This window comes from Inmirania thermothiophila (assembly GCF_003751635.1).
Lineage (GTDB): Bacteria > Pseudomonadota > Gammaproteobacteria > DSM-100275 > DSM-100275 > Inmirania > Inmirania thermothiophila.
On sequence record NZ_RJVI01000001.1, the window covers coordinates 1,081,684 to 1,106,632 of the forward strand.

23 protein-coding genes are annotated in these 24,949 nt (G+C 74.5%); 11 read left to right on the forward strand and 12 right to left on the reverse strand.

Going from position 1 to position 24,949, the window contains the following annotated elements:
- The first annotated feature begins 124 nt into the window (after positions 1-124).
- Genes prmB through hemN form a run of 3 tightly spaced genes read left to right on the forward strand, consistent with a single transcriptional unit; the run spans position 125 to position 2,824 of the window.
- A complete protein-coding gene (gene prmB, locus EDC57_RS05315) occupies positions 125-1,075 on the forward strand; it encodes a 50S ribosomal protein L3 N(5)-glutamine methyltransferase (RefSeq protein WP_123400792.1) in 951 nt (316 codons plus the stop codon).
- Positions 1,072-1,413: a general secretion pathway protein GspF gene (locus tag EDC57_RS05320; protein WP_123400793.1), complete on the forward strand. Its 342-nt coding sequence runs from the start codon at positions 1,072-1,074 to the stop codon at positions 1,411-1,413. Before prmB ends, EDC57_RS05320 begins: the two co-directional genes overlap by 4 nt.
- A gap of 22 nt (positions 1,414-1,435) precedes the next feature.
- The gene (hemN, locus tag EDC57_RS05325; RefSeq protein ID WP_123400794.1) at positions 1,436-2,824 is read left to right on the forward strand and encodes an oxygen-independent coproporphyrinogen III oxidase; all 1,389 of its coding nucleotides are present in this window, start codon (positions 1,436-1,438) and stop codon (positions 2,822-2,824) included.
- 15 nt (positions 2,825-2,839) lie between these two features.
- Here hemN and EDC57_RS13295 read toward each other — a convergent pair whose 3' ends face one another.
- The 3 genes from EDC57_RS13295 to EDC57_RS05340 all read right to left on the reverse strand — a co-directional run bounded on the left by EDC57_RS13295 (position 2,840) and on the right by EDC57_RS05340 (position 5,560).
- A complete protein-coding gene (locus tag EDC57_RS13295; RefSeq protein WP_123400795.1) occupies positions 2,840-3,562 on the reverse strand; it encodes a methyltransferase domain-containing protein in 723 nt (240 codons plus the stop codon).
- Positions 3,445-4,116 (reverse strand): BamJ family beta-barrel-assembly machinery protein, encoded by a 672-nt coding sequence (bamJ, locus tag EDC57_RS05335; protein ID WP_148051434.1) that lies wholly within the window; start codon positions 4,114-4,116, stop codon positions 3,445-3,447. The genes EDC57_RS13295 and bamJ overlap by 118 nt, the downstream gene beginning before the upstream one ends.
- Before the next feature lie 115 nt (positions 4,117-4,231).
- Positions 4,232-5,560, reverse strand: a complete 1,329-nt coding sequence (locus tag EDC57_RS05340; protein WP_123400797.1) for a YhjD/YihY/BrkB family envelope integrity protein — start codon at positions 5,558-5,560, stop codon at positions 4,232-4,234.
- An 85-nt stretch (positions 5,561-5,645) separates the two neighbouring features.
- Between EDC57_RS05340 and EDC57_RS05345 the strand changes: the two genes are divergently transcribed.
- The gene (locus EDC57_RS05345; RefSeq protein WP_123400798.1) at positions 5,646-6,416 is read left to right on the forward strand and encodes a helix-hairpin-helix domain-containing protein; all 771 of its coding nucleotides are present in this window, start codon (positions 5,646-5,648) and stop codon (positions 6,414-6,416) included.
- Here EDC57_RS05345 and EDC57_RS05350 read toward each other — a convergent pair.
- The 4 genes from EDC57_RS05350 to cimA form a co-directional block, all read right to left on the reverse strand.
- On the reverse strand, positions 6,361-7,032 hold the full coding sequence (locus EDC57_RS05350; protein WP_123400799.1) for an SOS response-associated peptidase: 672 nt from the start codon (positions 7,030-7,032) through the stop codon (positions 6,361-6,363). The two genes, EDC57_RS05345 and EDC57_RS05350, sit on opposite strands and share 56 nt — an antisense overlap.
- A gap of 25 nt (positions 7,033-7,057) precedes the next feature.
- Complete coding sequence (locus tag EDC57_RS05355; protein WP_123400800.1) at positions 7,058-7,684, reverse strand: YbhB/YbcL family Raf kinase inhibitor-like protein; 627 nt, start codon at positions 7,682-7,684, stop codon at positions 7,058-7,060.
- A 66-nt stretch (positions 7,685-7,750) separates the two neighbouring features.
- The gene (locus EDC57_RS05360; RefSeq protein WP_425454786.1) at positions 7,751-9,589 is read right to left on the reverse strand and encodes a SulP family inorganic anion transporter; all 1,839 of its coding nucleotides are present in this window, start codon (positions 9,587-9,589) and stop codon (positions 7,751-7,753) included.
- A gap of 99 nt (positions 9,590-9,688) precedes the next feature.
- Complete coding sequence (gene cimA, locus EDC57_RS05365; protein WP_123400801.1) at positions 9,689-11,296, reverse strand: citramalate synthase; 1,608 nt, start codon at positions 11,294-11,296, stop codon at positions 9,689-9,691.
- A 163-nt stretch (positions 11,297-11,459) separates the two neighbouring features.
- On the opposite strand from cimA, the gene rpsF reads away from it, so the two are divergent.
- From rpsF to radA, 7 genes are all read left to right on the forward strand, one after another.
- Complete coding sequence (gene rpsF, locus EDC57_RS05370) at positions 11,460-11,855, forward strand: 30S ribosomal protein S6 (RefSeq protein ID WP_123400802.1); 396 nt, start codon at positions 11,460-11,462, stop codon at positions 11,853-11,855.
- A 31-nt stretch (positions 11,856-11,886) separates the two neighbouring features.
- On the forward strand, positions 11,887-12,111 hold the full coding sequence (gene rpsR, locus EDC57_RS05375) for a 30S ribosomal protein S18 (protein WP_123400803.1): 225 nt from the start codon (positions 11,887-11,889) through the stop codon (positions 12,109-12,111).
- A gap of 63 nt (positions 12,112-12,174) precedes the next feature.
- Positions 12,175-13,086 carry a hypothetical protein gene (locus EDC57_RS05380; RefSeq protein ID WP_123400804.1) on the forward strand — a complete coding sequence of 304 codons (912 nt, stop codon included), beginning with the start codon at positions 12,175-12,177 and terminating at the stop codon, positions 13,084-13,086.
- A 5-nt stretch (positions 13,087-13,091) separates the two neighbouring features.
- Positions 13,092-13,544, forward strand: a complete 453-nt coding sequence (rplI, locus tag EDC57_RS05385) for a 50S ribosomal protein L9 (RefSeq protein ID WP_123400805.1) — start codon at positions 13,092-13,094, stop codon at positions 13,542-13,544.
- Between the two features lie 49 nt (positions 13,545-13,593).
- On the forward strand, positions 13,594-14,985 hold the full coding sequence (dnaB, locus tag EDC57_RS05390) for a replicative DNA helicase (RefSeq protein ID WP_123400806.1): 1,392 nt from the start codon (positions 13,594-13,596) through the stop codon (positions 14,983-14,985).
- A complete protein-coding gene (gene alr / locus EDC57_RS05395) occupies positions 14,982-16,085 on the forward strand; it encodes an alanine racemase (protein ID WP_123400807.1) in 1,104 nt (367 codons plus the stop codon). The genes dnaB and alr overlap by 4 nt, the downstream gene beginning before the upstream one ends.
- Before the next feature lie 320 nt (positions 16,086-16,405).
- Complete coding sequence (gene radA / locus EDC57_RS05400; RefSeq protein ID WP_123400808.1) at positions 16,406-17,758, forward strand: DNA repair protein RadA; 1,353 nt, start codon at positions 16,406-16,408, stop codon at positions 17,756-17,758.
- Positions 17,759-17,773: 15 nt separating this feature from the next.
- Here the strand turns inward: radA and EDC57_RS05405 are convergent, their stop codons facing one another.
- From EDC57_RS05405 to EDC57_RS05425, 5 genes are all read right to left on the reverse strand, one after another.
- Positions 17,774-19,126 (reverse strand): TrpB-like pyridoxal phosphate-dependent enzyme, encoded by a 1,353-nt coding sequence (locus tag EDC57_RS05405; protein ID WP_123400809.1) that lies wholly within the window; start codon positions 19,124-19,126, stop codon positions 17,774-17,776.
- 71 nt (positions 19,127-19,197) lie between these two features.
- The gene (gene amaB / locus EDC57_RS05410) at positions 19,198-20,694 is read right to left on the reverse strand and encodes an L-piperidine-6-carboxylate dehydrogenase (protein ID WP_123400810.1); all 1,497 of its coding nucleotides are present in this window, start codon (positions 20,692-20,694) and stop codon (positions 19,198-19,200) included.
- 17 nt (positions 20,695-20,711) lie between these two features.
- A complete protein-coding gene (locus EDC57_RS05415; RefSeq protein WP_123400811.1) occupies positions 20,712-21,983 on the reverse strand; it encodes an HlyC/CorC family transporter in 1,272 nt (423 codons plus the stop codon).
- Positions 21,984-22,056: 73 nt separating this feature from the next.
- Positions 22,057-22,788 (reverse strand): cytochrome c3 family protein, encoded by a 732-nt coding sequence (locus EDC57_RS12930; protein WP_211331880.1) that lies wholly within the window; start codon positions 22,786-22,788, stop codon positions 22,057-22,059.
- An 84-nt stretch (positions 22,789-22,872) separates the two neighbouring features.
- Positions 22,873-24,942 (reverse strand): EAL domain-containing response regulator, encoded by a 2,070-nt coding sequence (locus EDC57_RS05425; protein WP_123400812.1) that lies wholly within the window; start codon positions 24,940-24,942, stop codon positions 22,873-22,875.
- Positions 24,943-24,949: the final 7 nt, after the last annotated feature.

The following is a 24,949-nucleotide window of genomic DNA, read 5'->3' on the forward strand; positions in this document are numbered from 1 at the left end:
CGGACGCAGGCTGAGCCTACGGGGGCGTGGTAGGCTGCGAGCGCCCGCGGCCGCACCGGAAGACCCCCTCCCCGCACCGCGGGGAGGGTCGGGGAGGGGCCAACAGGGCAAAGGAGGAGGCGCCATGTCGCTGGGTGTGCCGCCGGAGCTTCGCACGGCGCGGGATTTCATCCGCTGGGCGGTGAGCCGCTTCGAGGAGGCCGGCGTGGTCTACGGCCACGGCACCGACAACGCGGTGGACGAGGCGGTGGCCCTGGTCCTGCCGCTGCTGCACCTGCCCTACGGGGTGCCGGACGCGCTGCTCGACGGGGCGCTCACGGCCGAGGAGCGGGTGCGGCTCGCCGAGGCGGTGGACCGGCGCGTGCGCGAGCGGGTGCCGGTGGCCTATCTCACCCGCCAGGCCTGGTTCGCCGGCCACCGCTTCTACGTGGACGAGCGGGTGCTGGTGCCGCGCTCGCCGGTGGCCGAGCTCATCGAGCGGGGCTTCTCGCCCTGGCTCGACGAGGTGGAGGTGCGCCGCGCGCTGGATCTCTGCACCGGCTCGGGCTGCATCGCGGTGGCGCTCGCCCACGCCTTCCCCGAGGCCGAGGTGGACGCCACGGAGCTCTCGCGCGAGGCCCTGGAGGTGGCGCGCATCAACGTGCGCGAGCACGGCCTCGAGGGGCGGGTGCGGCTGCACGAGGGCGACCTCTTCGAGCCGCTGCCGGCGCAGGCGCGCTACGAGCTCATCGTCGCCAATCCGCCGTACGTGGACGCGGCGGCGATGGCGGCGCTGCCGCCGGAGCACCGGCACGAGCCGGCCCTCGGGCTCGCCGCGGGCGAGGACGGCCTCGACTGCGTGGTGCGCATCCTCGCCGGCGCCTCCGGCCGGCTCGCCCCCGGTGGTATCCTTGTGGTGGAGGTGGGTGCGGGCGCGGCGGCGCTGGAGCGGCTCTTCCCCGGCGTGCCCTTCCTCTGGCCGGCGTTCGAGCGCGGGGGCGAGGGCGTCTTCCTCCTGCGCGCGGCCGAGGTCGCCGAGCACGCCGAGGCCTTCGCCGCGGAGGCGCGGCGCCGCGCCGGGATGGAGAGGTCATGAGCGATCTGCGGCCGCCGCGGCGGGCGCGCACCGCCGAGGAGTACATCGACTGGGTGAAGCAGGCCCGCTTCGAGGCGCGGGAGCTTCGCGCCTGCTTCGAGTACGAGCTCGACGACGACGCCGAGCTGGTGGCGCGGCGCTTCCCCTTCGTGCCCGAGCTGGAGCAGGCGGTGGAGGCGCTCTACCAGGCGATGGCGGAGGGGCGCTACCAGTTCGCCACCGGGGAGCTGCCCTTCATGGCCATCGTGCGGCGCCACGGCGCCTCGATCCCCTTCGCCGACCTGCTCGAGCGCATCAACGAGACCCACATGCACGGGCTCGACGTGGAGGAGCCCTGAGCCGCGGGGCCGGGAGGCCGCCATGCAGCAGACACTGATCTTCGACGAGGACCTCATCCGGCGCTACGACCGCTCCGGGCCGCGCTACACGTCCTACCCGACGGCGGTGCAGTTCCACGAGGGCTTCGGCGAGGCCCGCTACCGCGAGCTCGCCGCCGCCAGCAACGAGGCGCGCCCGCCGCGGCCGCTCTCGCTCTACTTCCACATCCCCTTCTGCGACACGGTCTGCTACTACTGCGCCTGCAACAAGGTGGTGACCAAGGACCGCGGCCTCGCCGCGCCCTATCTGGCCCGGCTGCACCGGGAGATCGCGCTGCAGGGGGCGCTCTTCGACGAGGCGCGCACGGTGGACCAGCTCCACTGGGGCGGCGGCACGCCCACCTTCATCAGCCCGGCGCAGATGCGGGAGCTGATGGCGGTGACGCGGCGCCACTTCCGCCTGCGCGACGACGACACCGGCGAGTACTCCATCGAGGTGGACCCGCGCGAGGCCGACGCCGGCACCATCGCGCTGCTGCGCGAGATCGGCTTCAACCGCCTCAGCCTCGGGGTGCAGGACTTCGACGAACGGGTGCAGCGGGCGGTCAACCGCATCCAGCCCGAGGCGCAGACCGTCGCCGTGCTGGAGGCGGCGCGGCGCGAGGGCTTCCGCTCGGTGAGCGTGGACCTCATCTACGGCCTGCCCTTCCAGAGCGTCGAGAGCTGGGGGCGGACCCTGGATCGGATCCTCGCCCTCGCCCCGGACCGGCTCTCGGTCTTCAACTACGCGCACCTGCCGGAGCTGTTCAAGCCGCAGCGGCGCATCCACGCCGAGGACCTGCCGAGCCCGGCGGAGAAGCTGGCGATCCTTGCGCTCACCATCGAGCGGCTCACCCAGGCGGGCTACGTCTACATCGGCATGGACCACTTCGCCCGCCCCGACGACGAGCTTGCGGTCGCCCAGCGCGAGGGCACCCTCTACCGCAACTTCCAGGGCTACTCGACCCACGCCCACTGCGACCTGGTGGGCCTCGGCGCCACCTCCATCAGCATGGTGGGGCCGAGCTACGCCCAGAACCGGCGCGATCTCGAGGGCTACTACGCCGCCATCGACGCGGGCCGCCTCGCGGTCTTCCGCGGCGTCGAGCTGGACGCCGACGACCGCCTGCGCCGCGACGTCATCATGCGCCTCATCTGCCACTTCCGGCTCGCCTTCGCCGACATCGAGACGGCCCACGGGATCCGCTTCACCGAGTACTTCGCGCCGGAGCTGGAGGAGATCCGCGCCATGGAGGCGGACGGGCTGCTGCACCTCGGTGACGACGGCATCGAGGTGGCGCCGCGCGGGCGCCTCCTCATCCGCAACATCTGCATGGTCTTCGACCGCTACCTGCGCGAGAGCCGCGGGCAGCGTTTCTCCAAGGTGATCTGAGCCGGGGGTTTCCGATCAGGGCCCCGGGCGGCGCGCCACGAGCAGGGTGAAGCGGCGGGCGGTGCCGTCCTCGGCGGTGGCGGCCACGGCCTCCTCCGCCTCCGGGACGAGCCCCGCCGCGGCGAGGTGGGCGCGCAGGGCCCGCGGCGGCTCGACGCCGTCGGCGGGCAGGCGCCAGTGTGCCGCGATCCAGGCGTCCCCCGGCCGGTAGGCGGCGAGCACCAGCCGTCCGCCCGGGCGCAGGATGCGGCGGGCCTCGCGCAGGATGGCGCGCTTTCCGGCGGCGTCGTAGTCGTCGAGGACGAAGAGGAGGGCGGCGCAGGCGAAGGCCGCCCCCGCAAGCGGCAGCGCCCGCAGGTCGGCACGCACGGCCGCGGCCAGGCGGGGGCGGGCCGCCGCCAGAAGCCCCGCGGCGCGGTCCACGCCCACGAGGTCGGTGCGTCCGCAGACCGCGGCGAGCAGCCCGCTGCCGCAGCCGAGGTCGACGCAGGGCGATGCGGGCGGCAGCCGCGCCGCCGCCCGGGCGAGCGCCCGGATGCGCCCGCCGCTGCGGGCGCGTGCCTCGAGCTCGGCGGCGGGCTTGGCCGCCCAGTGGGCGGCGACGCGCTGGGGATCCGCCGTCAGCGGCCCTTCACCTCCAGGAGCTGGATGTCGAAGACGAGGGTGGCGTTGGGGCCGATGACGTTGCCCGCGCCGCGCGCCCCGTAGGCGAGCTCCGGCGGGATCACCACCTCCCATTCGGAGCCGGCCGGCATGCGCTGCAGCGCCTCCTGCCACCCCGGGATCACCTGGTCGAGACGGAAGGTGGCGGGCTCGCCGCGGCGGAAGGAGCTGTCGAACTCGGTGCCGTCGACGAGACGGCCCCGGTAGTGCACCACCACCGTGTCCTGGGGGCCGGGCGTGGGGCCCTTGCCCTCCTTGATCACGCGCCAGGCGAGCCCGTTGTCGAGGCGGGTCACGCCGGCCTTGCTCGCGAAGGCCTCCTGGAACGCCTTGCCGGCGGCGGCGTTGTCCTCCGCCGCCTGGGCGCGCCGCTGCGCCATGCGCTGCTGCAGCACCTGCAGGGAGGCGCCCATCTCCTCGCCGGAGACCTGCGGCGGCTTGCCCTCGAGGGCGTCGCGCAGTCCGGCGGCGGCCGCCGCCGGATCCAGCGGCAGGCCGTCGCGCTTGAGGCCCTGCCCGATGCGGTAGCCGACGGCGTAGCCGGCCTTCTCGTCCTCGCCGCCGGGCGCGGCCGCCCATGCGCCTGCCGCCGCGAGGACGGCGGCGGCCAATGCCAGATGTCTCGTCACGCGGGTGACTCCTTCGGTGGGTCCTGACTCGGCCACGTCGGGCGCGGAGGGCTGCTGCCTCCTCCGGGGCCGCCATGGCGCCCGCCCGTGCAGGCACGGGCCGGGGGCTATCTTTTCACACCGTGGCGACGGGGCCAAGGCCGGCGGCGGCCGGCCTCGGTCCCTCGAGGGCGAGCGTCTTGAGGGTCTGGGTCTCGAGGCGGCGCCGGGCGGCGGCCTCGGCCTCGTCGAGGAGCTGCGCCGCGGGCGGCGGAAGCGGCACCGGCGGCCCGCCCGCGGGATGGCGCACCGCCGCCCACACCTCGGCCACGGAGGTCTCCTCCGGGGGGCGGGCCGGGAGGAGGGCGCCGTCCTCGGCGCGCCCCACGAGGCCCGCCGCGGCGAGGGCCTCGACGGTGCGCTCCACCAGGGCCGCGGGCAGGCCCAGCGCCGGGGCGAGCTCCTCGGGCCGCGTGCGCCGTCCCCCGTACCAGGCCCGCGCCACCGCCACCGCTACCGCGAGGGCGAGACGCTCCCGCGCCGCCGGCCCCAGCGGCGCGCGCTCCACGGTGGGGTGCCGGTACTCCGGGTGCTGGTGGTAGAAGGCGATGCTGGCGCCCACGAGCAGGATCAGCCACGCCACGTAGAGCCAGATCATGAACAGGACCAGGGTGGCGAAGGCGGAGTAGATGGCGGTGTACTTGGTGGAGCCCACGACGAAGCCGGCGAAGGCCCAGCCGGCGCTCTCCCACAGGAAGCCGGCGACGGCGGCGCCGACGAGGGCCGAGCGCAGGCGCACGCGGGTGTTGGGCACGAAGACGTAGACGAAGGCGAAGGCGGCCATGATGAGGAGGTAGGGAAGGAGGCGCGCGGCCTCGTCCAGCAGGCCCGCCACCCCCGGCAGCGCCTGCACCCCGGCGAGCCAGTCGGAGGCGCGGATGGTGGCGGTGAGGCCGAGGGCCGAGAAGGCCAGCACCGGTCCCACCAGGATCACCGACAGGTAGTCGGCGAAGCGCCGGCCGAGGGGGCGCGCGCGGCGCACGCGCCAGGTCTCGTTGAAGGCCCGCTCGATCTTGTTCACCAGCGAGACCACGGTGTAGAGCAGGAGGCCGAGGCCCACCGAGCCCAGCACGCCGACGCGCACGTTCTCCACGAAGCCGACGATGCGGGCGGCGATCTCCGCCCCCTTGGGTCCGAGGGGGGCGAGAAGGTTGAGCAGCGTCGGCTCGATCTGGTTGTGGACCCCGAAGGCCTTGAGGACGGAGAAGCTCACCGCCAGCAGCGGCACCAGCGAAAGCAGCGTGGTGTAGACGAGCCCCATGGCCTGGAGGGTGAGCCGGCCCTCGGCGAGGTCCCGCCCCACGAGCCAGAGGATGCGGGCGGCCTCGCGCAGGTGCGCGGCCCCCCGCGGCAGGGGCTGCCGCCCCCAGACCCAGCGCTCGAGCCACGCGATCAGGCGCCCCATGGGGCGATGGTAGCACCGGGGATGCGACCGCGGTCACGCAAGAAAGGCGCCGGGCTGCCGATCCTGTATCCGGGAGGTGATGCCGATGCGCGAGCGGACGCGAAGGATCCTGCGGCGGACGGGGCGGGCGCTGCGGCGCCGCCGCGATCTCCTCTGGGCCGGCGGGGTCGCCGCGGGCGGGGGGCTACTCTACCTCGCGGCCGGGCGCACCGCCTACGAGACCGCCTTCGTGCTGGCGCTGGAGCCGGGCGGGATGCGTGCCGCGGCCGCGGGCCTCGGCGCCACGCTGCTCGTGCTCGCCGCGGGCGAGCCGCTGGTGCGGGCGGGGCTCGCCCCGTGGACCGGGCGGCGCTCGCCGACCCTCGCCCGCGCCGGTGCGGTGGCGGCCCCCCTCACGGGGGCGGTGCCGGTGGGGCTGGCCGCGCTCTGGAGCGCGGGGCCGCTGATGGCGCTGGGGCTGGTGCTGGCGCTTGCGGCGGCGCTCGCCGGGGCGGTGCACCGGCTGGCGGTGCGGTGGGGGGGCGAGGCCGGGGCCGCCGCGCGGCCCGCGGCGCCGCCGACGCCCCCCGCACCGGTGCCGCACGCCCCGCCGCGGGCGCCCGCGGGACCTGCGCTCGAGCCGGTCTGCGCCCGCTTCCTGCGCGCCGCGGGGGTGCGCGTGGACATCGCGGCGCGCCTTGCCGCGGCCGGCTACCGCAGCCTCGCCGCCCTCGCCGCGGCCGGCGACGAGGAGCTGCTGGCCATCCGCGGCGTCGGTCCCGCCACCGTGCGGCGCATCCGCGCCCGCCTGGGGCCCCCGCTCAGCGGCGGTGCAGCGGCTCGATCAGGGCCGGCTCGTCGACATCGGCGCGGTTGACCCGCCCCGCCACGGGCCAGGCCTCGAGGGCCTCCTCCGGGGCCGGCACCAGGAGGTCGGCGACGAGGGCGGGGTCGCGCAGGTCCGGATCGAGCCAGCGGGCGTAGGCGTCGGGCGGCACGATCACCGGCATGCGCTCGTGGATCCGCGCCACCAGCCGGTTGGCGGGCACGGTGAGGACGGCCACCGAGTCGACAAGCCCGCCGGCAGGGTCCCGCCAGCGCTCCCACAGCCCGGCGAGCCCCAGCGGGCGGCCGTCGCGCGCGCGCACGTACCAGGGCTGGCGCCGCCCGCCGGCGCGGCGCCACTCGTAGAACCCGCTCGCGGGCACGAGGCAGCGGCGCAGGCGCAGGGCGTTGCGGAAGGCCGGGCGGGCGGCGGCGGTCTCGGCGCGGGCGTTGATCATGGCGTAGCGGCGGTCCGGGCCCGCCGACCAGGCGGGGATCAGCCCCCAGCGCAGCCACGCCGCCTCGCGCCCGTCGGGGCCCGCGCGCACCGCCAGCACCGGCTGGGTGGGGGCGATGTTGTAGCGCGGCGCCAGCCCCTCGGGCGGCGCGACGCCGAAGCGCTCGGCGATCTCGGCCGGCGCGGCGTGCAGCGCGAAGCGCCCGCACACGCTCAGCCCGCCCCCGGATCGGGCCTCACGGCCGCAGCGCCGGATTGAGGCTGTAGCGCCCCGTCACCCGGGCCTGGTCGAGGACGTGGCCGCGGATCGCCGCGAGCACCTCCGGTCCGCCGAAGCGGCCCTCCACCGGGCAGCGGTCGAGGTCGAGGGCGTAGAGGGTGAAGACGTAGCGGTGCATGCGCTCGTCGTTCCACGGCGGGCAGGGTCCGTCGTAGCCGTAGTAGTCGCCCTCCATCTCGGCGTCGCCGCGGAACCAGTCGGTGTAGTTGTTGATCCCCTGGCGGGTGCCGAAGGGGCCCTCGGGACCGGGCTTGCCGCGCGGGGTGACGCCGTCGGAGAAGGCCCCCTCGGGAAGCTCGCCGAGCCCCGGCGGGATGTCCACCAGGACCCAGTGGTAGAAGTCCACCCGCGGCAGGTCGGCGGGCACCACGCGGCCCTCCTGGTTGACGTCGTCGGGGCGGCTCGGCACGTCGGGATCGTGGCAGAGGAGCACCAGCGAGCGGGTGTCGCCGGGAAGCCCGGACCAGGCCACGCGCGGGTTGCGGTTGGGCCCGAGGACGATGTGGGTGCGCGGATCGGGGTTGCCGAAGCAGTAGACGTCGGGGATGAAGGCCTCGTCGTCGAAGCTCAGGCGAAGCTCCATGGGTGCACCTCCCTCGATGGTGGACGGTGCCTCCATGATAGGCGCTTCGGCCGCCGCGCGCGGCCCTCAGCCCGCCGGCTGCGCCGCCGCCTGCGCGGCCCTGCGCGCCGCCTCCTCGGCCTCGCCCGCGCGGGGCACGCCGGCGCACTCCTCGAAGATGCGCGCCTCGCAGCGGGCGCAGACCTCGCGGTCGAGGCGCTCGAAGATGAAGCGGATGGCCTCGCCCTTGTTGCGGAAGCAGTGGGCCTCGCCGATGGCCTCCAGGTAGCCGCCGCGGCGCAGGACCTCCAGCACCCCCTCCTTGGGCCGGTAGAGGTAGAGCCCCCCGCCGCGGGCGCGGCGCTTCTCCGCCTCGTGGGCGAGGAACTCGGCGCCCGCGACGTCGGCGAAGTTGACCCCCTGCATGAGGAGGAGCAGGTGGCGCTGGGAGGGGCGGGCCGCCTCGAAGGCGGCCAGGGTCTCCTGCACGTGGGAGACGGCGCCGAAGAAGAGCGAGCCGTCGATGCGCACCATCTTCATCTGCGGGCACTCGGGCAGGGCGGGATCGGTGTTGAAGCGCCGCCCGGGCAGGCGCGGGTCCGGCACCCGCGGCACCACCCGCGGGCGCGAGGTGCGCATCAGGTAGAAGAGGAGCGAGAGGATGACGCCGGCGAGGATGGCGAACTCGAGGTCCAGGAACAGCGCGCCGAGGAAGGTCACCACGAGCACGACGGCTTCTTCCCGGCTTGCGCGCAGGATCCGCCGGATGTGGTGGAAGTCGATGAGGCTCCAGGCGACGATGAACAGGATCGCCGCCATGGCGGCGTTGGGGAGGTAGGCCGCCAGCGGTGCCACCACCACCACCACGACCATGAGGAACAGCCCGGCGAGGACGGCGGCGACGGGGGTGCGGGCGCCGGCGGCGTAGTTGAGGGCGCTGCGGTTGAAGGAGCCGGTGGCGACGTAGCCGGAGAAGAAGCTGCCGGCGAGGTTGGACAGCCCCTGGCCGATGAACTCCTGGTTGCCGTCGATGTGCTGGCCGGCCCGGGCGGCGAGCGAGCGGGCGATGGAGACCGCCTCGGTCAGCGCGAACAGCGTCATCGCCAGCGCCGCCGGGGCGAGCTGGCGCAGGGTCTCCACCGAGAGGTCGGGCGCGGACAGCGGCGGAAGCGACGCCGGCAGCGCCCCCACCGTGCGGATGCCCGTGCGCTCGGGGCCGAGCCAGGCGTTGAGGAGGACCGAGAAGAGGCTGCCCGCGATCATCGCCACCAGCATGTAGGGCAGGCGCGGCCAGCGCCTGCGCACCACCAGCCCGCTCGCCAGCGTCAGCGCACCCACCGCGGTGACGTAGGGGTTGATGTCGCCGAGGTGGCCGAGGAAGCGGGCGATGATCTCGTAGAAGTGCAGCCCGCGCGGCAGGTCGAGGCCGAAGAAGTTCTGGATCTGCTTGGTGGCGATGAGGATCGCCGCGCCGGCGGTGAAGCCGACGACGACGGAGTGGGAGATGAAGTTGACCAGGGTCCCGAGGCGGGCGAGCCCCATCACCAGCTCGATCACGCCGACCATGAAGGTCAGGGTCAGGGCGAGCCGGACGTATTCGGTGGAGCCGGGCTCGGCGAGGGCGCTCAGGGCCGAGAAGAGGACGATAGAGGCGGCCGTGGTGGGGCCGGAGACCAGGTGCCAGGAGGAGCCGAAGAGCGCCGCCACGATGGCCGGGATCATGCCGGCGTAGAGGCCGTACTCGGGCGGCATGCCGGCGATGGTGGCGAAGGCCACGCCCTGGGGTAGGACGACGATGGCGCCGGTGAGGCCGGCGAGGAAGTCGGCGCGCAGGGTCTCGCGGTTGACCAGGTGCCACCAGCGGATGGGCGGGAAGAGGCGGGCCAGCCAGATCGGGCAGCTTGCCGGGGTGATGGCGTGGTTCAAGGCGCGCGATCCCTTGCGAGACGACGGAACGGGCCGCGGATTCTACCATGCGGCCGCGTCGGCCTCGATCGAACCCTTTGATCTGTGGCTCAAATCCGGTTATGAGGCGAGGTCACGGCCCGGCAGCCGGTGGCGCAGCAGCAGGTAGGTGATGCTGTCGTAGAGGGCGTGGAAGGAGGCGTCGATGACGTTGCCCGAGACCCCCACCGTGTTCCAGTGCTCGCCGCGGCCGTCGGTGCTCTCGATCATCACCCGGGTGACCGCGGCGGTGCCGGCCTCGGGGGTGAGGATGCGCACCTTGTAGTCGACGAGGCGCAGCTCGGCGAGCTCGGGATAGACAGGGGTGAGCACCTTGCGCAGCGCCGCGTCGAGGGCGTTGACGGGGCCGTTGCCCTCGGCCACGGTCATGTAGGTCTCGCCCTCCACCTCGAGCTTGACCGTGGCCTCGGAGAGGGTGACGAGGCGGCCGTGGTCGTCCCAGCGCCGCTCGTCGATGACGCGGAAGGTGGTGATGCGGAAGAACTCGGGCACATCGCCCAGGACACGGCGGGCGAGGAGCTCGAAGCTCGCCTCGGCGCCGTCGTAGGCGTAGCCGTCGCCCTCGCGCTCCTTGACGATGCGCACCATCTGGGCCAGGCGCGGATCGTCGGCCTCGAGCTCGAGGCCGATCTCGCGCAGGCGCGCGAGCACGTTGGAGCGCCCGGCCTGGTCGGAGACGATGATGTGGCGGCGGTTGCCCACGAGCTCCGGGGCGATGTGCTCGTAGCAGCGCGGGTCCTTCTCCACCGCCGAGACGTGCAGCCCCCCCTTGTGGGCGAAGGCCGACTCGCCCACGTACGGGGCGCGGCGGTTGGGCTGGCGGTTGAGGCGCTCGTCGAGCAGGCGCGAGACGTGGGTCAGGCGCGTCAGGTCCGTCGGGGTGACCCCGGTGGTGAAGCCCATCTTGAGGATGAGGCTCGGCAGGATGGAGACCAGGTTGGCGTTGCCGCAGCGCTCGCCGAGGCCGTTGAGGGTCCCCTGGACGTGGCGCACGCCGGCGCGCACCGCCAGCAGCGAGTTGGCGACCGCGTTGCCGGTGTCGTCGTGGCAGTGGATGCCGAGGCGCTCGCCGGGGACGTGGGCGAGCACCTCGCCGACGATGCGCTCCACCTCGTGCGGCAGGGTGCCGCCGTTGGTGTCGCAGAGCACGATCCAGCGCGCACCGGCCTCCAGGGCGGCGCGGACGCAGTCCAGGGCGTAGCCGGGGTTGGCCTTGTAGCCGTCGAAGAAGTGCTCGGCGTCGAAGATTACCTCCTCGCAGCGGGCGGCGGCGTGCGCGATGCTCTCGCCGATCATGTCCACGTTCTCGGCGAGGCCGACGCCGAGGGCCACCTCGGCATGGAAGTCCCAGGTCTTGCCCACCAGGGTCACCACCGGGGCGCCGGCGGCGAGGACCGCGGCGAGCCCGGGGTCGTCGGCCGCGCAGCGGCCCGAGCGGCGGGTCATGCCGAAGGCGGCGAGCCGCGCCCGGTGCAGGGCCGGAGGGGCGCCGAAGAAGGCGTCGTCGGTGGGGTTCGCGCCGGGCCAGCCGCCCTCCACGTAGTCGATGCCGAGCCGGTCGAGGGCCTCGGCGATGGCCGCCTTGTCGGCGGGGGTGAAGTCCACGCCCTGGGTCTGGGCGCCGTCGCGCAGGGTGCTGTCGTAGAGGTAGACGCGTTCGCCGCTCATGGTCCCGTCCCGTGGCCGAGAGGGCGATTGTAGCGGCTCGGGCCGCCGCGTTGCCCCCTGCCTGCCGCGCGCCTATAATCGCCCGCCTTGCCGCCGCGGCGGCAGGGTGCTCCTTGCCTCACCGGCCGGGTCCGGGAGGCTTCGAACCGCAAGGAGATCATCGATGCGACACTACGAGATCGTCTTCCTGGTCCACCCGGACCAGAGCGAGCAGGTTCCTGCCATGATCGAGCGCTACCGCGGCAGCATCGAGGGCCGCGGCGGGCGCATCCACCGCCTGGAGGACTGGGGGCGGCGCCAGCTCGCCTACCCGATCCAGAAGGTGCACAAGGCCCACTACGTGCTCATGAACATCGAGTGCGACGGCGAGACCCTGGAGGAGCTCACCAACGCCTTCCGCTTCAACGACGCCGTCCTGCGCCACCTGGTGGTGCGGCGCAAGGAGGCGGTCACCGAGCCGTCGCCCATGGCCAAGAAGGACAAGGAGCGCGAGCGCGCGCGTCCGCGGGACGACGAGGAGGCCGCGGAGGCGGCCGAGGACGAGACCGGGGCCGCGTGAGCGCGCCGGGCCTGCCGGAGGAGATCCAGTCATGAGCAAGGGCTTTCGCCGCAAGAAGTTCTGCCGGTTCACGGCCGAGGGGGTCCAGGAGATCGACTACAAGGACGTGGCGACCCTCAAGACCTACATCACCGAGACCGGCAAGATCGTCCCCAGCCGCATCACGGGGACCAGCGCCAAGTACCAGCGCCAGCTCGCCCGTGCCATCAAGCGCGCGCGCTATCTGGCGCTGCTTCCCTACTGCGACCGCCACTGAGCGGCGGCGGGCGGCGCCGCCGCCGGGACGCGTGCCGCGGTGCGGGCGCTTGCCGGATTCGTGATGGCAGGCCGGGCGCAGGCGGTGCTGGTCACCGCCGGCGCCGCCGTGCTCTCGTTCCTCGCCCCGCCCCTGAGTTGGATCAGCGGCGCGGCGCTGGCGCTGGTGACGCTGCGCCGCGGGGCGGTGGAGGGGGCGTGGGTCGGCCTCCTCGGGGCGCTGGCGGTGGCGCTCCTCACCGGGCTCTGGCTGGGGACGCCGGCGCCGGCGGCGAGCCTCGCCGCGGTGCTGTGGCTGCCGCTCTGGATCCTCGGGCAGGTGCTGCGGGCGACCGTCTCCTGGAGCGCAGCCCTGGGGGCGGCGGCGGCCCTGGCGGCGGTCCAGGTCGCGGCCTTCTACGTCCTCGTGGGCGGCGACGCGGCCGGGTTCTGGCGCGCCGTCCTCGCCACGGGGGCGGGGCCGCTGCTCGAGCGCATGGGGGTGCGCGACGTGGACGAGGCCGTCGCCGCGGTGGCGCCGGCGATGACCGGGCTGGTGGCGGCGGGCGCGGTGCTGAGCCAGACCGCCTGTCTGGCGCTTGCGCGCTGGTGGCAGGCGATGCTCTACAACCCCGGCGGCTTCCAGGCCGAGTTCCACGCCCTGCGCCTGCCGCGCTGGATGGCCTGGGCGACGGTGGTGCTGGCGGTGGCCGCCTGGGCCCTGCCGGGGGGGGCGGGGGCGCTGGCGCGCGACCTGGTGGCGGTCTGCATCGCCCTGCAGATGGTGCAGGGCCTGGCGGTGGTGCACGGGGCGGCGGCCATCGCCCGCCTGCCCTGGCCGTGGCTGGGGCTGTTCTATCTGCTCGCGCTGCTGGTGCTGCCCCAGGTGGGGATGGTGCTGGCGGCGCTCGGGTTTGCCGATCAGTGGGTCGACCTGCGCCGGCGGCTGCGGGCGCGGCGCGGGACGGACGGTGACGACGACAGCGACGGGGAGTGACGACGATGGAAGTGATCCTGCTCGAGCGGGTGGAGAACCTGGGGCGCATCGGCGACCGCGTGCGGGTGCGCCCGGGCTATGCGCGCAACTACCTCATTCCCAAGGGCAAGGCGGCCCCGGCGACGCCGGAGAACATCGCCGAGTTCGAGAAGCGGCGGGCGGAGCTGGAGGCCCGCGAGGCCGAGATCGTGGCCGCCGCCAGGGCGCGCGCCGAGCGGCTCGAGGGGCAGGTGGTGCGGGTGCAGGCGCGGGTCGGGGGCGAGGGCAAGCTCTTCGGCTCGGTGGGCACCGCCGACATCGCCGAGGCCGCCAGCGCGCAGCTCGGCGTCGAGGTGGAGCGGCGCGAGGTGCTGCTGCCGGAGGGGCCGTTCCGCACCATCGGCGAGTTCGAGGTGGAGCTGCGGCTGCACTCGGAGGTCAGCGCCACCATCCGGCTGGTGATCGAGCCTGAGGCCTGAGCCGCCTGTGCTATCCTCGACGGCGCCCGACGCGCCGGGAGGAGGCCCGATGGAGTCGACGGCGACGCGCCCGGCCGCCCGCCGCGCCGATGCGCTGCGGGTCGCGCCGCACTCGGTGGAGGCCGAGCAGTCGCTGCTCGGCGCCCTCATGGTGGACAACCGGGCCTGGGACGAGGTCGCCGACCGCGTCGGCCCCGACGACTTCTACCGCCGCGAGCATCGGCTCGTCTACGAGGCGATCCAGGCCCTGGCCGAGGCCGGCGAGCCCTTCGACGCCGTCACCGTCAGCGACCGCCTGCGCGAGCGCGGCGAGCTCGAGGCGGTCGGGGGGCTCGCCTATCTCGCCGCCCTCGTGGAGGGCACGCCCACCGCGGCCAACGTCCGCGCCTATGCGCAGATCGTGCGCGACCGCTCGGTGCTGCGCCAGCTCATCCACGTGGGCACCCGCATCGCCGACGCCGGCTTCAACCCCGAGGGGCGCGACACCCGCGAGCTCCTCGACTACGCCGAGCGGCTCGTGTTCGAGATCGCCGAGCAGGGCAGCCGCATCCAGGCCGGCTTCACGCCGCTCAAGGACCTGCTCACCGCCGCGGTGGAGCGCATCGAGCGCCTCTACGAAGAGGGCAGCGCCATCACCGGCGTGGCCACGGGCTTTGCCGACTTCGACGAGCTGACCTCGGGGCTGCAGCCCTCGGACCTGGTGGTGGTGGCGGGGCGCCCGTCCATGGGCAAGACCACCTTCGCCCTCAACATCGCCGAGCACGTGGCGATCAAGGGGGGGCGGCCGGTGGCGGTCTTCAGCATGGAGATGCCGGGCGAGCAGCTCGCCCTGCGCCTGATGTCCTCGCTGGGGCGGGTCAACCAGCAGCGGGTGCGCACCGGGCGGCTCGAGGACGAGGACTGGCCGCGCATCACCTCGGCGGTGACCCTGCTCGCCCAGGCGCCCATCTACATCGACGACACCCCGGCCCTGAGCCCGACGGAGCTGCGGGCGCGGGCGCGGCGGCTGCAGCGCCAGTTCGACGGCGGGCTCGGGCTGGTGGTGGTGGACTACCTGCAGCTGATGCAGGTGCCGGGCGGGAGCGAGAACCGGGCCACGGAGATCTCGGAGATCTCCCGCTCGCTCAAGGCCCTGGCCAAGGAGCTGCACGTGCCCGTGATCGCGCTGTCGCAGCTCAACCGCAATCTCGAGCAGCGGCCCAACAAGCGCCCGGTGATGTCGGACCTGCGCGAGTCGGGCTCCATCGAGCAGGACGCCGACCTCGTGGTCTTCATCTACCGCGACGAGGTCTACAACCCGGAGAGCCCCGACAAGGGCACCGCCGAGATCATCGTCGCCAAGCAGCGCAACGGCCCCACCGGGACGGTGCGGCTGACCTTCCTCGGCCAGTACACCCGCTTCGAGAACTTCGCCCACGACCCCTACGCCGACGAGGCATGAGCCGCGGCGCCCGGATCACCGTCGATCTCGCCGCCGTCCGGCACAACCTCGCGCGCGCCCGCGCCGCCGCGGGCCCGGCGCGGGTGCTCGCGGTGGTCAAGGCCGACGCCTACGGCCACGGCGCGGTGGCGGTGGCGCGCGCCCTCGCGGGACTGGCCGACGGCTTCGCGGTGGCGGTGGTGGAGGAGGCGGTGGCGCTGCGCGAGGCCGGCCTCGGGGGCCCGATCCTGGTGCTGGAGGGCTTCGCCGACGGCGAGGACCTGGAGGCCGCCGCCCGCCTCGACCTCTGGCTCGCCCTGCACGACGCCGGGCAGGTGGTGCGGCTCGCGCGGGCGGCGCTGCCGCGCCCGGTGGGGGTGTGGCTGAAGGTGGACACCGGCATGCACCGCCTCGGGGTGGCGCCGCAGGAGGCGGCGGCCCTGTGGCGGCGGCTCGCGGGGCTCGCGCAGGTGGCGGGCGTCCCGGTGCTGATGACCCATCTCGCCTGCGCCGACGATCCCGCGGATCCGGCCACGGCGCGGCAGCTCGCGTGCTTCGCCGAGGCCACCGCCGGCCTCGAGGCCCCGCGCAGCATCGCCAACTCGGCGGGGCTGCTCGGCTTTGCCGCCGCCCGCGGCGACTGGGTGCGCCCGGGGATCATGCTCTACGGCGTTTCGCCCTTCACCGACGCCGATCCCGCGCGCTGGGGGCTGCGCCCGGCCATGACCCTGGAGAGCCGGCTGCTGGCGGTGCGCGACCACGCCGCCGGCGAGCCCGTGGGCTACGGCGGGACCTGGCGGGCGCGGCGCCCGACGCGGCTCGGGGTGGTGGCCATCGGCTACGGCGACGGCTATCCGCGCCACGCCCCCAACGGCACACCGGTGTGGGTGGCGGGCCGGCGGGTGCCGCTGGTGGGCCGGGTCTCCATGGACATGCTCACCGTGGACCTCACCGAGCATCCGGCGGCGCGGCCGGGCGACCGGGTGGTGCTGTGGGGACCGGAACTGCCGGTGGACGAGGTCGCGGCGTGCGCCGGCACCATCGGCTACGAGCTTCTGTGCCGCGTCACCGGGCGGCCGCCGCGCCGCTGGGTGGACGAGGACGCGGGGTCGGGGTCGTAATCTCCTGTAGGCCCAGGCTTACAGAGGCGGCGGATCCGACAAAAACCCTTGATGAATCCGCGACCTGCGCGGACCGCGTCCGTTCCGGGCGACGGCACGTGGGGACGGCGGCGGGTGCGTGGGCGGGGCGGCCGCGTCTATAATCCCGCACAGGACATAGGGATCCGGTTCGAGGAGCTCACCAGGGATCGGGCCGGGCTGGGAGGCCCAGGAAGGGAGACCGGGAGGGCGGCGCGCGTGCCGCCCTCCTTCTTTGTGCCGGGGCGGTCCCGCCCCGCGCTGTGCTAGGCTTGCCGCCGGTCCGGGACGAGGAGCCGAGCGTGGCGCGGGCGCGCACCGTCTACCGCTGCACCGCCTGCGGCGCCGAGCACCCCAAGTGGAGCGGGCGCTGCGGGGAGTGCGGGGAATGGAACACCCTGGCCGAGGAGGCGGCGTCGGCTCCCCGGCGCGGCGGCGGCTACTCGGGGCTCGCCGACGGGGCGGTGCTGGATCTCGCCCGCGTGGCGCCGCAGGAGGCGCCACGCATCCCCACCGGCATCGACGAGCTGGACCGCGCCCTCGGCGGCGGCCTGGTGCGGGGCTCGGTGGTCCTCATCGGCGGCGACCCCGGGATCGGCAAGTCGACCCTCCTCCTGCAGGCCTGCGCGGCGCTTGCCGCCGGCACCCCCACCCTCTACGTCACGGGCGAGGAGTCGCCCGCCCAGGTGGCCCTGCGGGCGCAGCGCCTGGGGCTGGCCCCGGCGGGGCTGCGCCTGCTCGCCGAGACCCGCCTGGAGGCGATCCTGGAGGCGGCGCGGCGCGAGCGGGCGGGGGTGCTGGTGGTGGACTCGATCCAGACCGTGCACACCGAGGCGCTGCAGTCGGCGCCTGGCTCGGTGGGGCAGGTGCGCGAGTGCGCGGCGGAGCTGGTGCGGCTGGCCAAGGGCGCGGGCTGCGCGGTCTTCCTGGTGGGGCACGTGACCAAGGAGGGGCAGCTCGCCGGCCCCCGGGTGCTGGAGCACATGGTGGACACGGTGCTCTATTTCGAGGGCGATGCCGGCGGGCGGCTGCGCGTGGTGCGCGCGGTCAAGAACCGCTTCGGCGCGGTCAACGAGCTCGGCGTCTTCGCCATGACCGACCGCGGCCTGCGTCCGGTGGGCAACCCCTCGGCGATCTTCCTCTCGCGCCCGGAGCACGCCGCACCCGGCAGCGTCGTCACGGTGACCCGCGAGGGCACGCGGCCGCTGCTGCTGGAGGTGCAGGCGCTGGTGGAGGAGGCCCACGGGGGGCCGGCGCGCCGCCTCGCCGTGGGCGTCGACCCCAACCGCATCAACCTGCTGCTGGCGGTGCTCCACCGCCACGGCGGCATCCCCCTCTACGACCGCGACGTCTTCGTCAACGTCGTCGGCGGGGTGCGCGTGGCGGAGACGGCGGCCGATCTCGCGGTGGTCGCGGCGGCGGTCTCGAGCCTGCGCGACCGGGCGCTGCCGCGCGACCTGGTGGTCTTCGGGGAGGTGGGCCTCGCCGGGGAGATCCGGCCCGTGCCGGGCGGGCCGGAGCGGCTGCGCGAGGCGGCCAAGCACGGCTTCCGCCGCGCCGTGGTGCCGAAGGGCAACGCCCCGCGCGGGGGGATCGAGGGCCTCGCCGTGGCGGCGGTGACGCGCCTCGCCGAGGCCCTCGAGCGGCTGGACTGAGCCGGCCGCGGTCCGTCAGCCGACCTTGGGCAGGCGCTCCAGCGCGGCCTCGATGGCCTCCTGCGGGTACTCGTAGTCCTCGAGCTCGCCCGAGAAGTACTTGTCGTAGGCGGCCATGTCGAAGTGGCCGTGGCCGGAGAGGTTGAAGAGCAGCGTCTTCGCCTCGCCCGTCTCCTTGCAGCGCAGGGCCTCGTCGATGCAGGCGCGGATGGCGTGGCTCGACTCCGGCGCGGGGATGATGCCCTCGCAGCGGGCGAAGAGGACGCCGGCCTCGAAGGTGGCCACCTGCGGCACCGCCACCGCCTCGACGATGCCCTCGGCGTGGAGCTGCGAGACCAGGGGCGAGTCGCCGTGGTAGCGCAGGCCGCCGGCGTGGATGGCCGGCGGCACGAAGTCGTGGCCGAGGGTGTACATGCGCAGCAGCGGCGTCAGCCCCACGGTGTCGCCGAAGTCGTAGGCGTAGTGGCCGCGGGTCAGGGTCGGACAGGAGGTGGGCTCCACCGCCACCAGGCGCACCTCGCGGCCCGCGGCCTTGTCGGCGAGGAAGGGGAAGGCGATGCCGCCGAAGTTGGAGCCGCCGCCGCAGGCGGCGAAGATCGCGTCCGGGTACTCGCCCGCCTTCTCCAGCTGCTTCTTCGCCTCGAGCCCGATCACGGTCTGGTGCAGCAGCACGTGGTTGAGCACGGAGCCGAGGGCGTAGTTGGTGTCGTCGCGGGTCGCCGCCTCCTCCACCGCCTCCGAGATGGCGATGCCGAGGGATCCCGGGGAGTCGGGGTGCTCGGCGAGCACCTTGCGCCCGGCCTCGGTGCGGTCGGTGGGGCTCGCCAGCACCTCGGCGCCCCAGGTCTGCATCATGGAGCGGCGGTAGGGCTTCTGCTCGTAGCTGACGCGCACCATGTAGACGCGCACGTCGACGCCGAAGAGGCGGCCGGCCAGCGCCAGCGACGAGCCCCACTGGCCGGCCCCGGTCTCGGTGGTGAGGCGGTGGACGCCGGCCTCGCGGTTGTAGTAGGCCTGGGGCAGGGCGGTGTTGGGCTTGTGCGAGCCGGCGGGGCTGACGCCCTCGTACTTGTAGTAGATCCGGGCCGGGGTCCCCAGCGCCTCCTCCAGGCGGCGGGCGCGGTAGAGCGGGCTCGGCCGCCACAGCCGGTAGGCCTCGCGCACGGGCTCGGGGATCGGGATCCAGCGCTCGGCGCTGACCTCCTGCTCGATGAGCTGGGGCGGGAAGATGGCGCCGAGCTGCTCCGGACCCACCGGCTTGCCGTCCGGGCCCAGCGGCGGCGCCGGCGGGTTCGGCATGTCGGCGACGACGTTGTACCAGTGGGTGGGGATCTCGTGCTCGTCTAGGAGGATCTTGATCTGGGACATCGCGTGTTCCCCCCGGCCTGGAAAGGGCATGGATTCTCGGCGATCCGGGCGGCGGCCGCAACCGCCGCTCCTCAGTCGCCGAAGCGGATGCCCTGGGCCAGCGGCAGGCCGCGCCCGTAGTTGACGGTGGAGGTGACCCGGCGCATGTAGGCCTTCCAGGCGTCGGAGCCGGACTCGCGCCCGCCGCCGGTCTCCTTCTCGCCGCCGAAGGCGCCCCCGATCTCGGCCCCGGAGGTGCCGGTGTTGACGTTGACGATGCCGCAGTCGCTGCCGGCCGGCCCGGTGAAGGCCTCGGCCTCGCGCAGGTCGGTGGTGAAGATGGCCGAGGACAGCCCCTGCGGGACGGCGTTGTTGAGGGCGATGGCCTCCTCCAGCTCGCGGTAGGTGAGGACGTAGAGGATGGGGGCGAAGGTCTCCGTGCGCACGATCTCGGTCTGGGCCGGCATCTCCACCAGGGCGGGGCGCACGTACCAGGCCTCGGGATAGCGCTCGGCGAGGACGCGCCCGCCGCCGTCGACGGCGCCGCCTTCGGCGAGGGCCCGCGCCAGCGCCGCCTCCATGGCCTCGTAGGCCTCGCGCGAGACCAGCGGCCCCATGAGGGTGCCGGGCTCGAGGGGGTTGCCGATGCGGACCTGGGCGTAGGCCGAGCGCAGGCGCGAGAGCATCTCCTCGCGGACGGACTCGTGGACGATGAGCCGGCGGGTGGTGGTGCAGCGCTGGCCGGCGGTGCCCACGGCGCTGAAGAGGACCGCGCGCACGGCGAGATCGAGGTCGGCGCTGGGGGTGACGACGGCGGCGTTGTTGCCGCCGAGCTCGAGCAGGGCGCGGCCGAAGCGGGCGGCGATGCGCGGCCCCAGCGCCCGGCCCATGGCGCAGCTTCCGGTGGCGCTCACCAGGGGCAGGCGCCCATCGTCGGCCATGCGCTCGGCCAGCGCGCGCCCGCCGATCACCACCTGCACCAGCCCCTCCGGGGCCTCCTCCAGGCCCTCGGCGGCGCGCCGCGCCAGGGCCTCGCAGGCGAGCGCGGTCAGCGGCGTGCGCTCCGAGGGCTTCCACACCACCGGGTCGCCGCAGACCAGGGCCAGCGCCGCGTTCCAGGACCACACCGCCACCGGGAAGTTGAAGGCGGTGATCACCCCCACCGGCCCCAGCGGGTGCCAGAGCTCGCTCATGCGGTGCTCCGGCCGCTCCGAGGCGATGGTGAGGCCGTGGAGCTGGCGCGAGAGGCCCACCGCGAAGTCGCAGATGTCGATCATCTCCTGGACCTCGCCGAGGCCCTCCTCGAGGATCTTGCCGGTCTCGATGCTGACCAGCCGCCCGAGGGCCTCCTTGTGGGCGCGCAGCAGCTCGCCGAGGCGGCGCACGAGCTCGCCGCGCCGCGGCGCCGGGACCCGCCGCCAGGTCTCGAAGGCGGCGACCGCGCGCGCCACCGCGGCGTCGTAGGCCGCCTCCGAGGTCTCCGCGACGTGGGCGATGACGCTGCCGTCGATGGGGGTGCGCACGGCGAGGCCCTCGCCCCCGAGGCGGTCGCCGAGGCCGAGGGCGGCGATGAGGTGGTCGATGTCCATGGTCTTCTCCGTCTGGGTCATTCGCGCCGGCGGCGGCGCGGGTAGATGCGGGCGGTCTTCACCATGTTGTCCTGGGTCTGCAGGATCTCCACCGGGTAGCCGGCGATGAGGATGCTGGTGCCCGGCTCGGGGATCTGCTCCAGGTGCTCCAGCACGAGCCCGTTGAGGGTCTTCGGGCCGTCGGTGGGCAGATGCAGGCCGAGGCCGCGGTTGAGCTCGCGCACGCTGGCGCCGCCCTCCACCACCCAGCTCCCGTCCTCCTGGGGGTGGGCCTCGGGGATGCTGCCGAGCGGGTCGGTGGTGAACTCGCCCACGATCTCCTCCAGCAGGTCCTCCATGGAGACCAGCCCGAGGATCTCGCCGTACTCGTCCACCACCAGGCCGACCCGCTCCCGGGTGCCCTGAAACTGCAGAAGCTGGCGGTTGAGGGGCGTGTGCTCGGGGATGAACAGGGGCGGGCGCGCCAGCGCGGCGAGGGCCTCGGGGGTGATCTCCCCGCCGTCGAGGAGCAGCCGCATGGCGTCGCGCACGTGCAGGATGCCCGTGACCTCGTCGATGCTGCCGCGGTAGAGGGGGATGCGGGTGTAGGGGATGGCGCGCAGCCGCTCGGCGAGCGGCGTCTCGGTGTCCTCGAGGTCGAGGCCCACGATCTCGGTGCGCGGGATCATGATGTCCTCGACGGTCACCCGCTCGAGGTCGAGGATGCCGAGCAGCATGCGTCCGCGCGCCCCCGGGAACATGCTCGCCGCCTCGTGCAGGACGGTGCGCAGCTCCTCGCGGCTCATGCCCTCAGCGGAGGCCGCCGCGGGGTCGACGCCGAGCAGGCGCAGGACGCCGTTGGCGAGGGTGTTGACCAGCCACACCAGCGGATAGAGCAGGCGCAGCAGCGGGGTGTAGACGTAGGCGGCGGGGAAGGCGACGCGCTCGGGGTGGAGCGCCGCCAGGGTCTTGGGCGCCACCTCGGCGAGGATCAGGATCACCAGGGTCAGCAGCCCCGCCGCCACCGCGATGCCCGCCTCGCCGAGCAGGCGCAGGGCGAGCACGGTGGCCACCGAGGAGGCGAGGATGTTGACGAAGTTGTTGCCGAGGAGGATGAGCCCGATGAGCCGGTCGGGCCGGCGCAGCAGCGCCTGCGCCAGGCGCGCGCCCCGATGCCCGTGGCGGGCGAGATGGCGCAGGCGGTAGCGGTTGAGGGTCATGAGCCCCGTCTCGGAGCCCGAGAAGAACCCCGAGAGCAGGATCAGCACGACGAGGGCGCCGAAGAGGGCGCCGGCGGGCACTTCGTTCAAGCCGGTCCCCGGCTGCGTCCGGTCGGGGGGCCTACGTTCGGAGGACGGGCGCGGCTTGTCAAGCCCGTGCGCCCTACCAGTCGGCGTGGCAGGCGCGGCAGAGGGTGCTCTGGTCGTTCTCGACGCGCAGGAAGAGCCGGGTCTCGCTGTGCGGGTCGTGGCAGCTCGCGCACTCGACGAAGGGCACGGCCTCGTTCTCGTTGAGGATGCGGCTGTAGAGCTGGACGTCGGTGCGCTGCCGGCCCGGCTCGCCGGTGTCCACCCACCACACCGGCACGGCGTCGATGATGGAGAAGTCGGCGCGCCGGAAGCCGGACAGGTTCTTCAGGAAGCGGGCCGGGCGGAAGGGCGTGAACTGGCTGATCTCGCTCATGATCTCGGCGCGGCGGGCGGGGTCGATGACCTCCCCCCGGTAGGGCACCCCGAAGGGGTGGGAGTCCTGGGGCGAGACCTCGGGGGCCTGGGTCTGGTCGTGGCAGGACAGGCAGGCCATGGAGACCGAGCCCACCGCCACGTCCCGGCCCACCGCCGAGCGGCCGAGGCTGTCGTAGGTGAGGAAGCTCATGCCGGCCCCCGCCTGCTCCGCCGGCACGCGCATCCAGCGCGGCTCCTGGGCGCGCCCGCCGTGGCCCTGCGGCGTGTGGCAGAAGACGCACAGCGCCGGTCCCTGCTGGGGCGTGCCGCGCACGAGGTTGTGCTTGGTGTTCTCGACCCCGGCCCAGCCGCCCCAGGGCGCAAGCAGGGCGAGCGCCGCGGCCAGCGCCGCGGCCCGCCACCCATGTCGCTTCCCCGCCCGCTCGGTCATCCGGGTCGTCCATCATCCAATGCGCTGATTATAACAGCGCGAATCTTGAGAAAAAGTGAAGCCCGTCCGGGTCCCACGCGGCGATCACGGGCCGGTCAGGTCCGCCCCCTCGCCGGCGTCGAACACGAGCTCTTCCGACGGCTCCTGGAGGAAGTGCCCCTGCACGTAGTCGACGCCGCACTCCCAGAGTATCGGCAGGGCCATCGCATCCTCGACCCGTTCGGCCACCGTGCGCACGCCCGCCTCGCGGGCGCGCTCGCAGATGCGGGCGATGGCCGGCCGGCCCTCGCCGGCGAGCTCGCGCAGGAAGGACGGATCGATCTTGACGAACTGGACCGGCAGCTGTTCGAGGAGGCCGAGGCTGCCGAGGCCGCCGCCGAAGCGGCCGATGGCAAGGCGGCAGCCCGCCGCGCGCAGCCCGTTGGCGAGGCGGCGGGCGGCGGCGAGATGGGCCACCACCGCCGGCTCCATGACCTCGAGGATCACCGCGCCCGCCGCGAGGTGCGCCGCGCGCAGCTCCCCGGCGAGCCACGGCAGGTAGGACTCGTCGACGAGGCTCGCGGCGGACAGGTTGAGGAAGACGGCCGGCCTGCGCCCGGCGTCGTGCTCGGCGGCGAGGGCGCGGATCGCCGCGGTGGCCACCGCGCGGTCGAGCCGGGCCGCCACGGGGTCGGCGTCGAGACCGCCGAGGAAGCGCCCCGCGGGCACCGTCTCGCCCTCCTCGAGGAGGCGGGCGTAGGCCTCGAACAGGCTCTCGGGCGGCCCGTGAAGGGGGCTCAGCGGCTGGTAGACCACGCCCACGCGCCCTTCCTCGACGGCGGCGGCGATTCGCTCGCGCCAGCTGCCCGCGTCCTCCTTCGGGGCCGGCGGGCGGTAGCGCACGACGCGGCCGCCCCCCGCCTCGCGCGCCGTGTGCAGCGCCTCGCCGGCACGGCGCAGGATCTCGCGCGCCCCGCCCGCCTCCTCGCTGACGAGGGCGAGGCCGATGCTGGCCGCGATGGGGGCGCCGCGTCCGTCGACCTCCACCACGCGGCCCGAGAGGGCGGCGAGGAGCCGCTCGGCCTGCCCCTCGGCCGCCTCGGGCGTCGGCGCCGGCAGCAGCACCGCGACCTCGGTGTCGGCGATGCGGCCGGCGGGCGCATCGGCGGGCACCTGGCTGCGGATGATCCCGGCGATCGCCTGGAGCACGGCGTCGACGGCGTCGATGCCCACCGTGCGCGCGATCGCATCGACGCCGTCGAGGCCCACCGAGGCGAGGGCGACCGGGGCGCCGCCCTCGACGGCGGCGCTGGCCGCCTCCTCCAGGGCCTCGATGAAGGCCTGGCGGGCGAGCAGGCCGGTGAGCGGGTCCTCGCGCCCCGGCACCGCGGCGGTCGGGGCCTCCGGCTGCGGGGGGCGGATCACGATCTGCAGGCAGGGCTCGCCGTCCACGCTGGAGGGGGCGTAGGCGAGGGTGAGAGGGATCTCGTCGCCGTCCGCGCGCCGGCCGTGGACCGTGACCTCCCCCTCGGGCTCGCCGGCGGCGCCCGCGCGCAGCAGCCGCTTCATGGTGTCGTGGTCGCGCGGGGCGATGAGGTCCAGCAGCGGCAGGCCCTCGATCTCGTCGAAGGACGCATAGCCGAAGAGCTCGAGCCAGGCGCGGTTGGCGTAGACGTGCATGCCGTCGACGGCGTAGGCGATGGCGTCGCGGGAGCTGTCGAGGAGGGCGCGGTTGCGCCGTTCGAGCTCGCGGTAGCGCCGCTCGGCGCGGCGCAGGGCGCGGCGGTCGGTGAGGGCGGCGAGCTCCCGCGCCACCACGAGGCAGAGCTCGCGCTCGCGCCCGCGCGCCACCACCGCCCGCACGCCCGCCTCCATCAGGCGCACCACCTCGGGCTCGCCGGCGCTGCGCAGCACCGCCACCACCGGCACGTCCTTCTCCATGTCGGCGAGGACCGCCACCGCCTCCGCCGGGTCCAGGGCGGGGGCCCCATCGGTGGCCAGCACGAGGTCGGCGGGCTGGGCCGAGAGGAGCTCGCGCAGCCCCTCGGCGTCGTCGACCCGCGCCGGGCGCACGGCGTGGCCGGCGCTGCGCAGGATGCTCACGTAGCGCTCGGCCTCGTTGAGGGATTCCTCGACGATGACGAGATGCAGGATGGGGTCGCCTTCGCCTGCCATGGCTCCT

Bases quoted from the DNA above. Each gene is read 5' to 3' on its own strand.
- prmB (WP_123400792.1), top strand. From the start codon at position 125: ATGTCGCTGGGTGTGCCGCCGGAGCTTCGCACGGCGCGGGATTTCATC.
- EDC57_RS05320 (WP_123400793.1), top strand. From the start codon at position 1,072: ATGAGCGATCTGCGGCCGCCGCGGCGGGCGCGCACCGCCGAGGAGTAC.
- hemN (WP_123400794.1), top strand. From the start codon at position 1,436: ATGCAGCAGACACTGATCTTCGACGAGGACCTCATCCGGCGCTACGAC.
- EDC57_RS13295 (WP_123400795.1), bottom strand. From the start codon at position 3,562: ATGGGAGGTGGTGATCCCGCCGGAGCTCGCCTACGGGGCGCGCGGCGC.
- EDC57_RS05340 (WP_123400797.1), bottom strand. From the start codon at position 5,560: ATGGGGCGCCTGATCGCGTGGCTCGAGCGCTGGGTCTGGGGGCGGCAG.
- EDC57_RS05345 (WP_123400798.1), top strand. From the start codon at position 5,646: ATGCGCGAGCGGACGCGAAGGATCCTGCGGCGGACGGGGCGGGCGCTG.
- EDC57_RS05355 (WP_123400800.1), bottom strand. From the start codon at position 7,684: ATGGAGCTTCGCCTGAGCTTCGACGACGAGGCCTTCATCCCCGACGTC.
- cimA (WP_123400801.1), bottom strand. From the start codon at position 11,296: ATGAGCGGCGAACGCGTCTACCTCTACGACAGCACCCTGCGCGACGGC.
- rpsF (WP_123400802.1), top strand. From the start codon at position 11,460: ATGCGACACTACGAGATCGTCTTCCTGGTCCACCCGGACCAGAGCGAG.
- rpsR (WP_123400803.1), top strand. From the start codon at position 11,887: ATGAGCAAGGGCTTTCGCCGCAAGAAGTTCTGCCGGTTCACGGCCGAG.
- EDC57_RS05380 (WP_123400804.1), top strand. From the start codon at position 12,175: ATGGCAGGCCGGGCGCAGGCGGTGCTGGTCACCGCCGGCGCCGCCGTG.
- rplI (WP_123400805.1), top strand. From the start codon at position 13,092: ATGGAAGTGATCCTGCTCGAGCGGGTGGAGAACCTGGGGCGCATCGGC.
- dnaB (WP_123400806.1), top strand. From the start codon at position 13,594: ATGGAGTCGACGGCGACGCGCCCGGCCGCCCGCCGCGCCGATGCGCTG.
- alr (WP_123400807.1), top strand. From the start codon at position 14,982: ATGAGCCGCGGCGCCCGGATCACCGTCGATCTCGCCGCCGTCCGGCAC.
- EDC57_RS05405 (WP_123400809.1), bottom strand. From the start codon at position 19,126: ATGTCCCAGATCAAGATCCTCCTAGACGAGCACGAGATCCCCACCCAC.
- amaB (WP_123400810.1), bottom strand. From the start codon at position 20,694: ATGGACATCGACCACCTCATCGCCGCCCTCGGCCTCGGCGACCGCCTC.
- EDC57_RS12930 (WP_211331880.1), bottom strand. From the start codon at position 22,788: ATGACCGAGCGGGCGGGGAAGCGACATGGGTGGCGGGCCGCGGCGCTG.
- EDC57_RS05425 (WP_123400812.1), bottom strand. From the start codon at position 24,942: ATGGCAGGCGAAGGCGACCCCATCCTGCATCTCGTCATCGTCGAGGAA.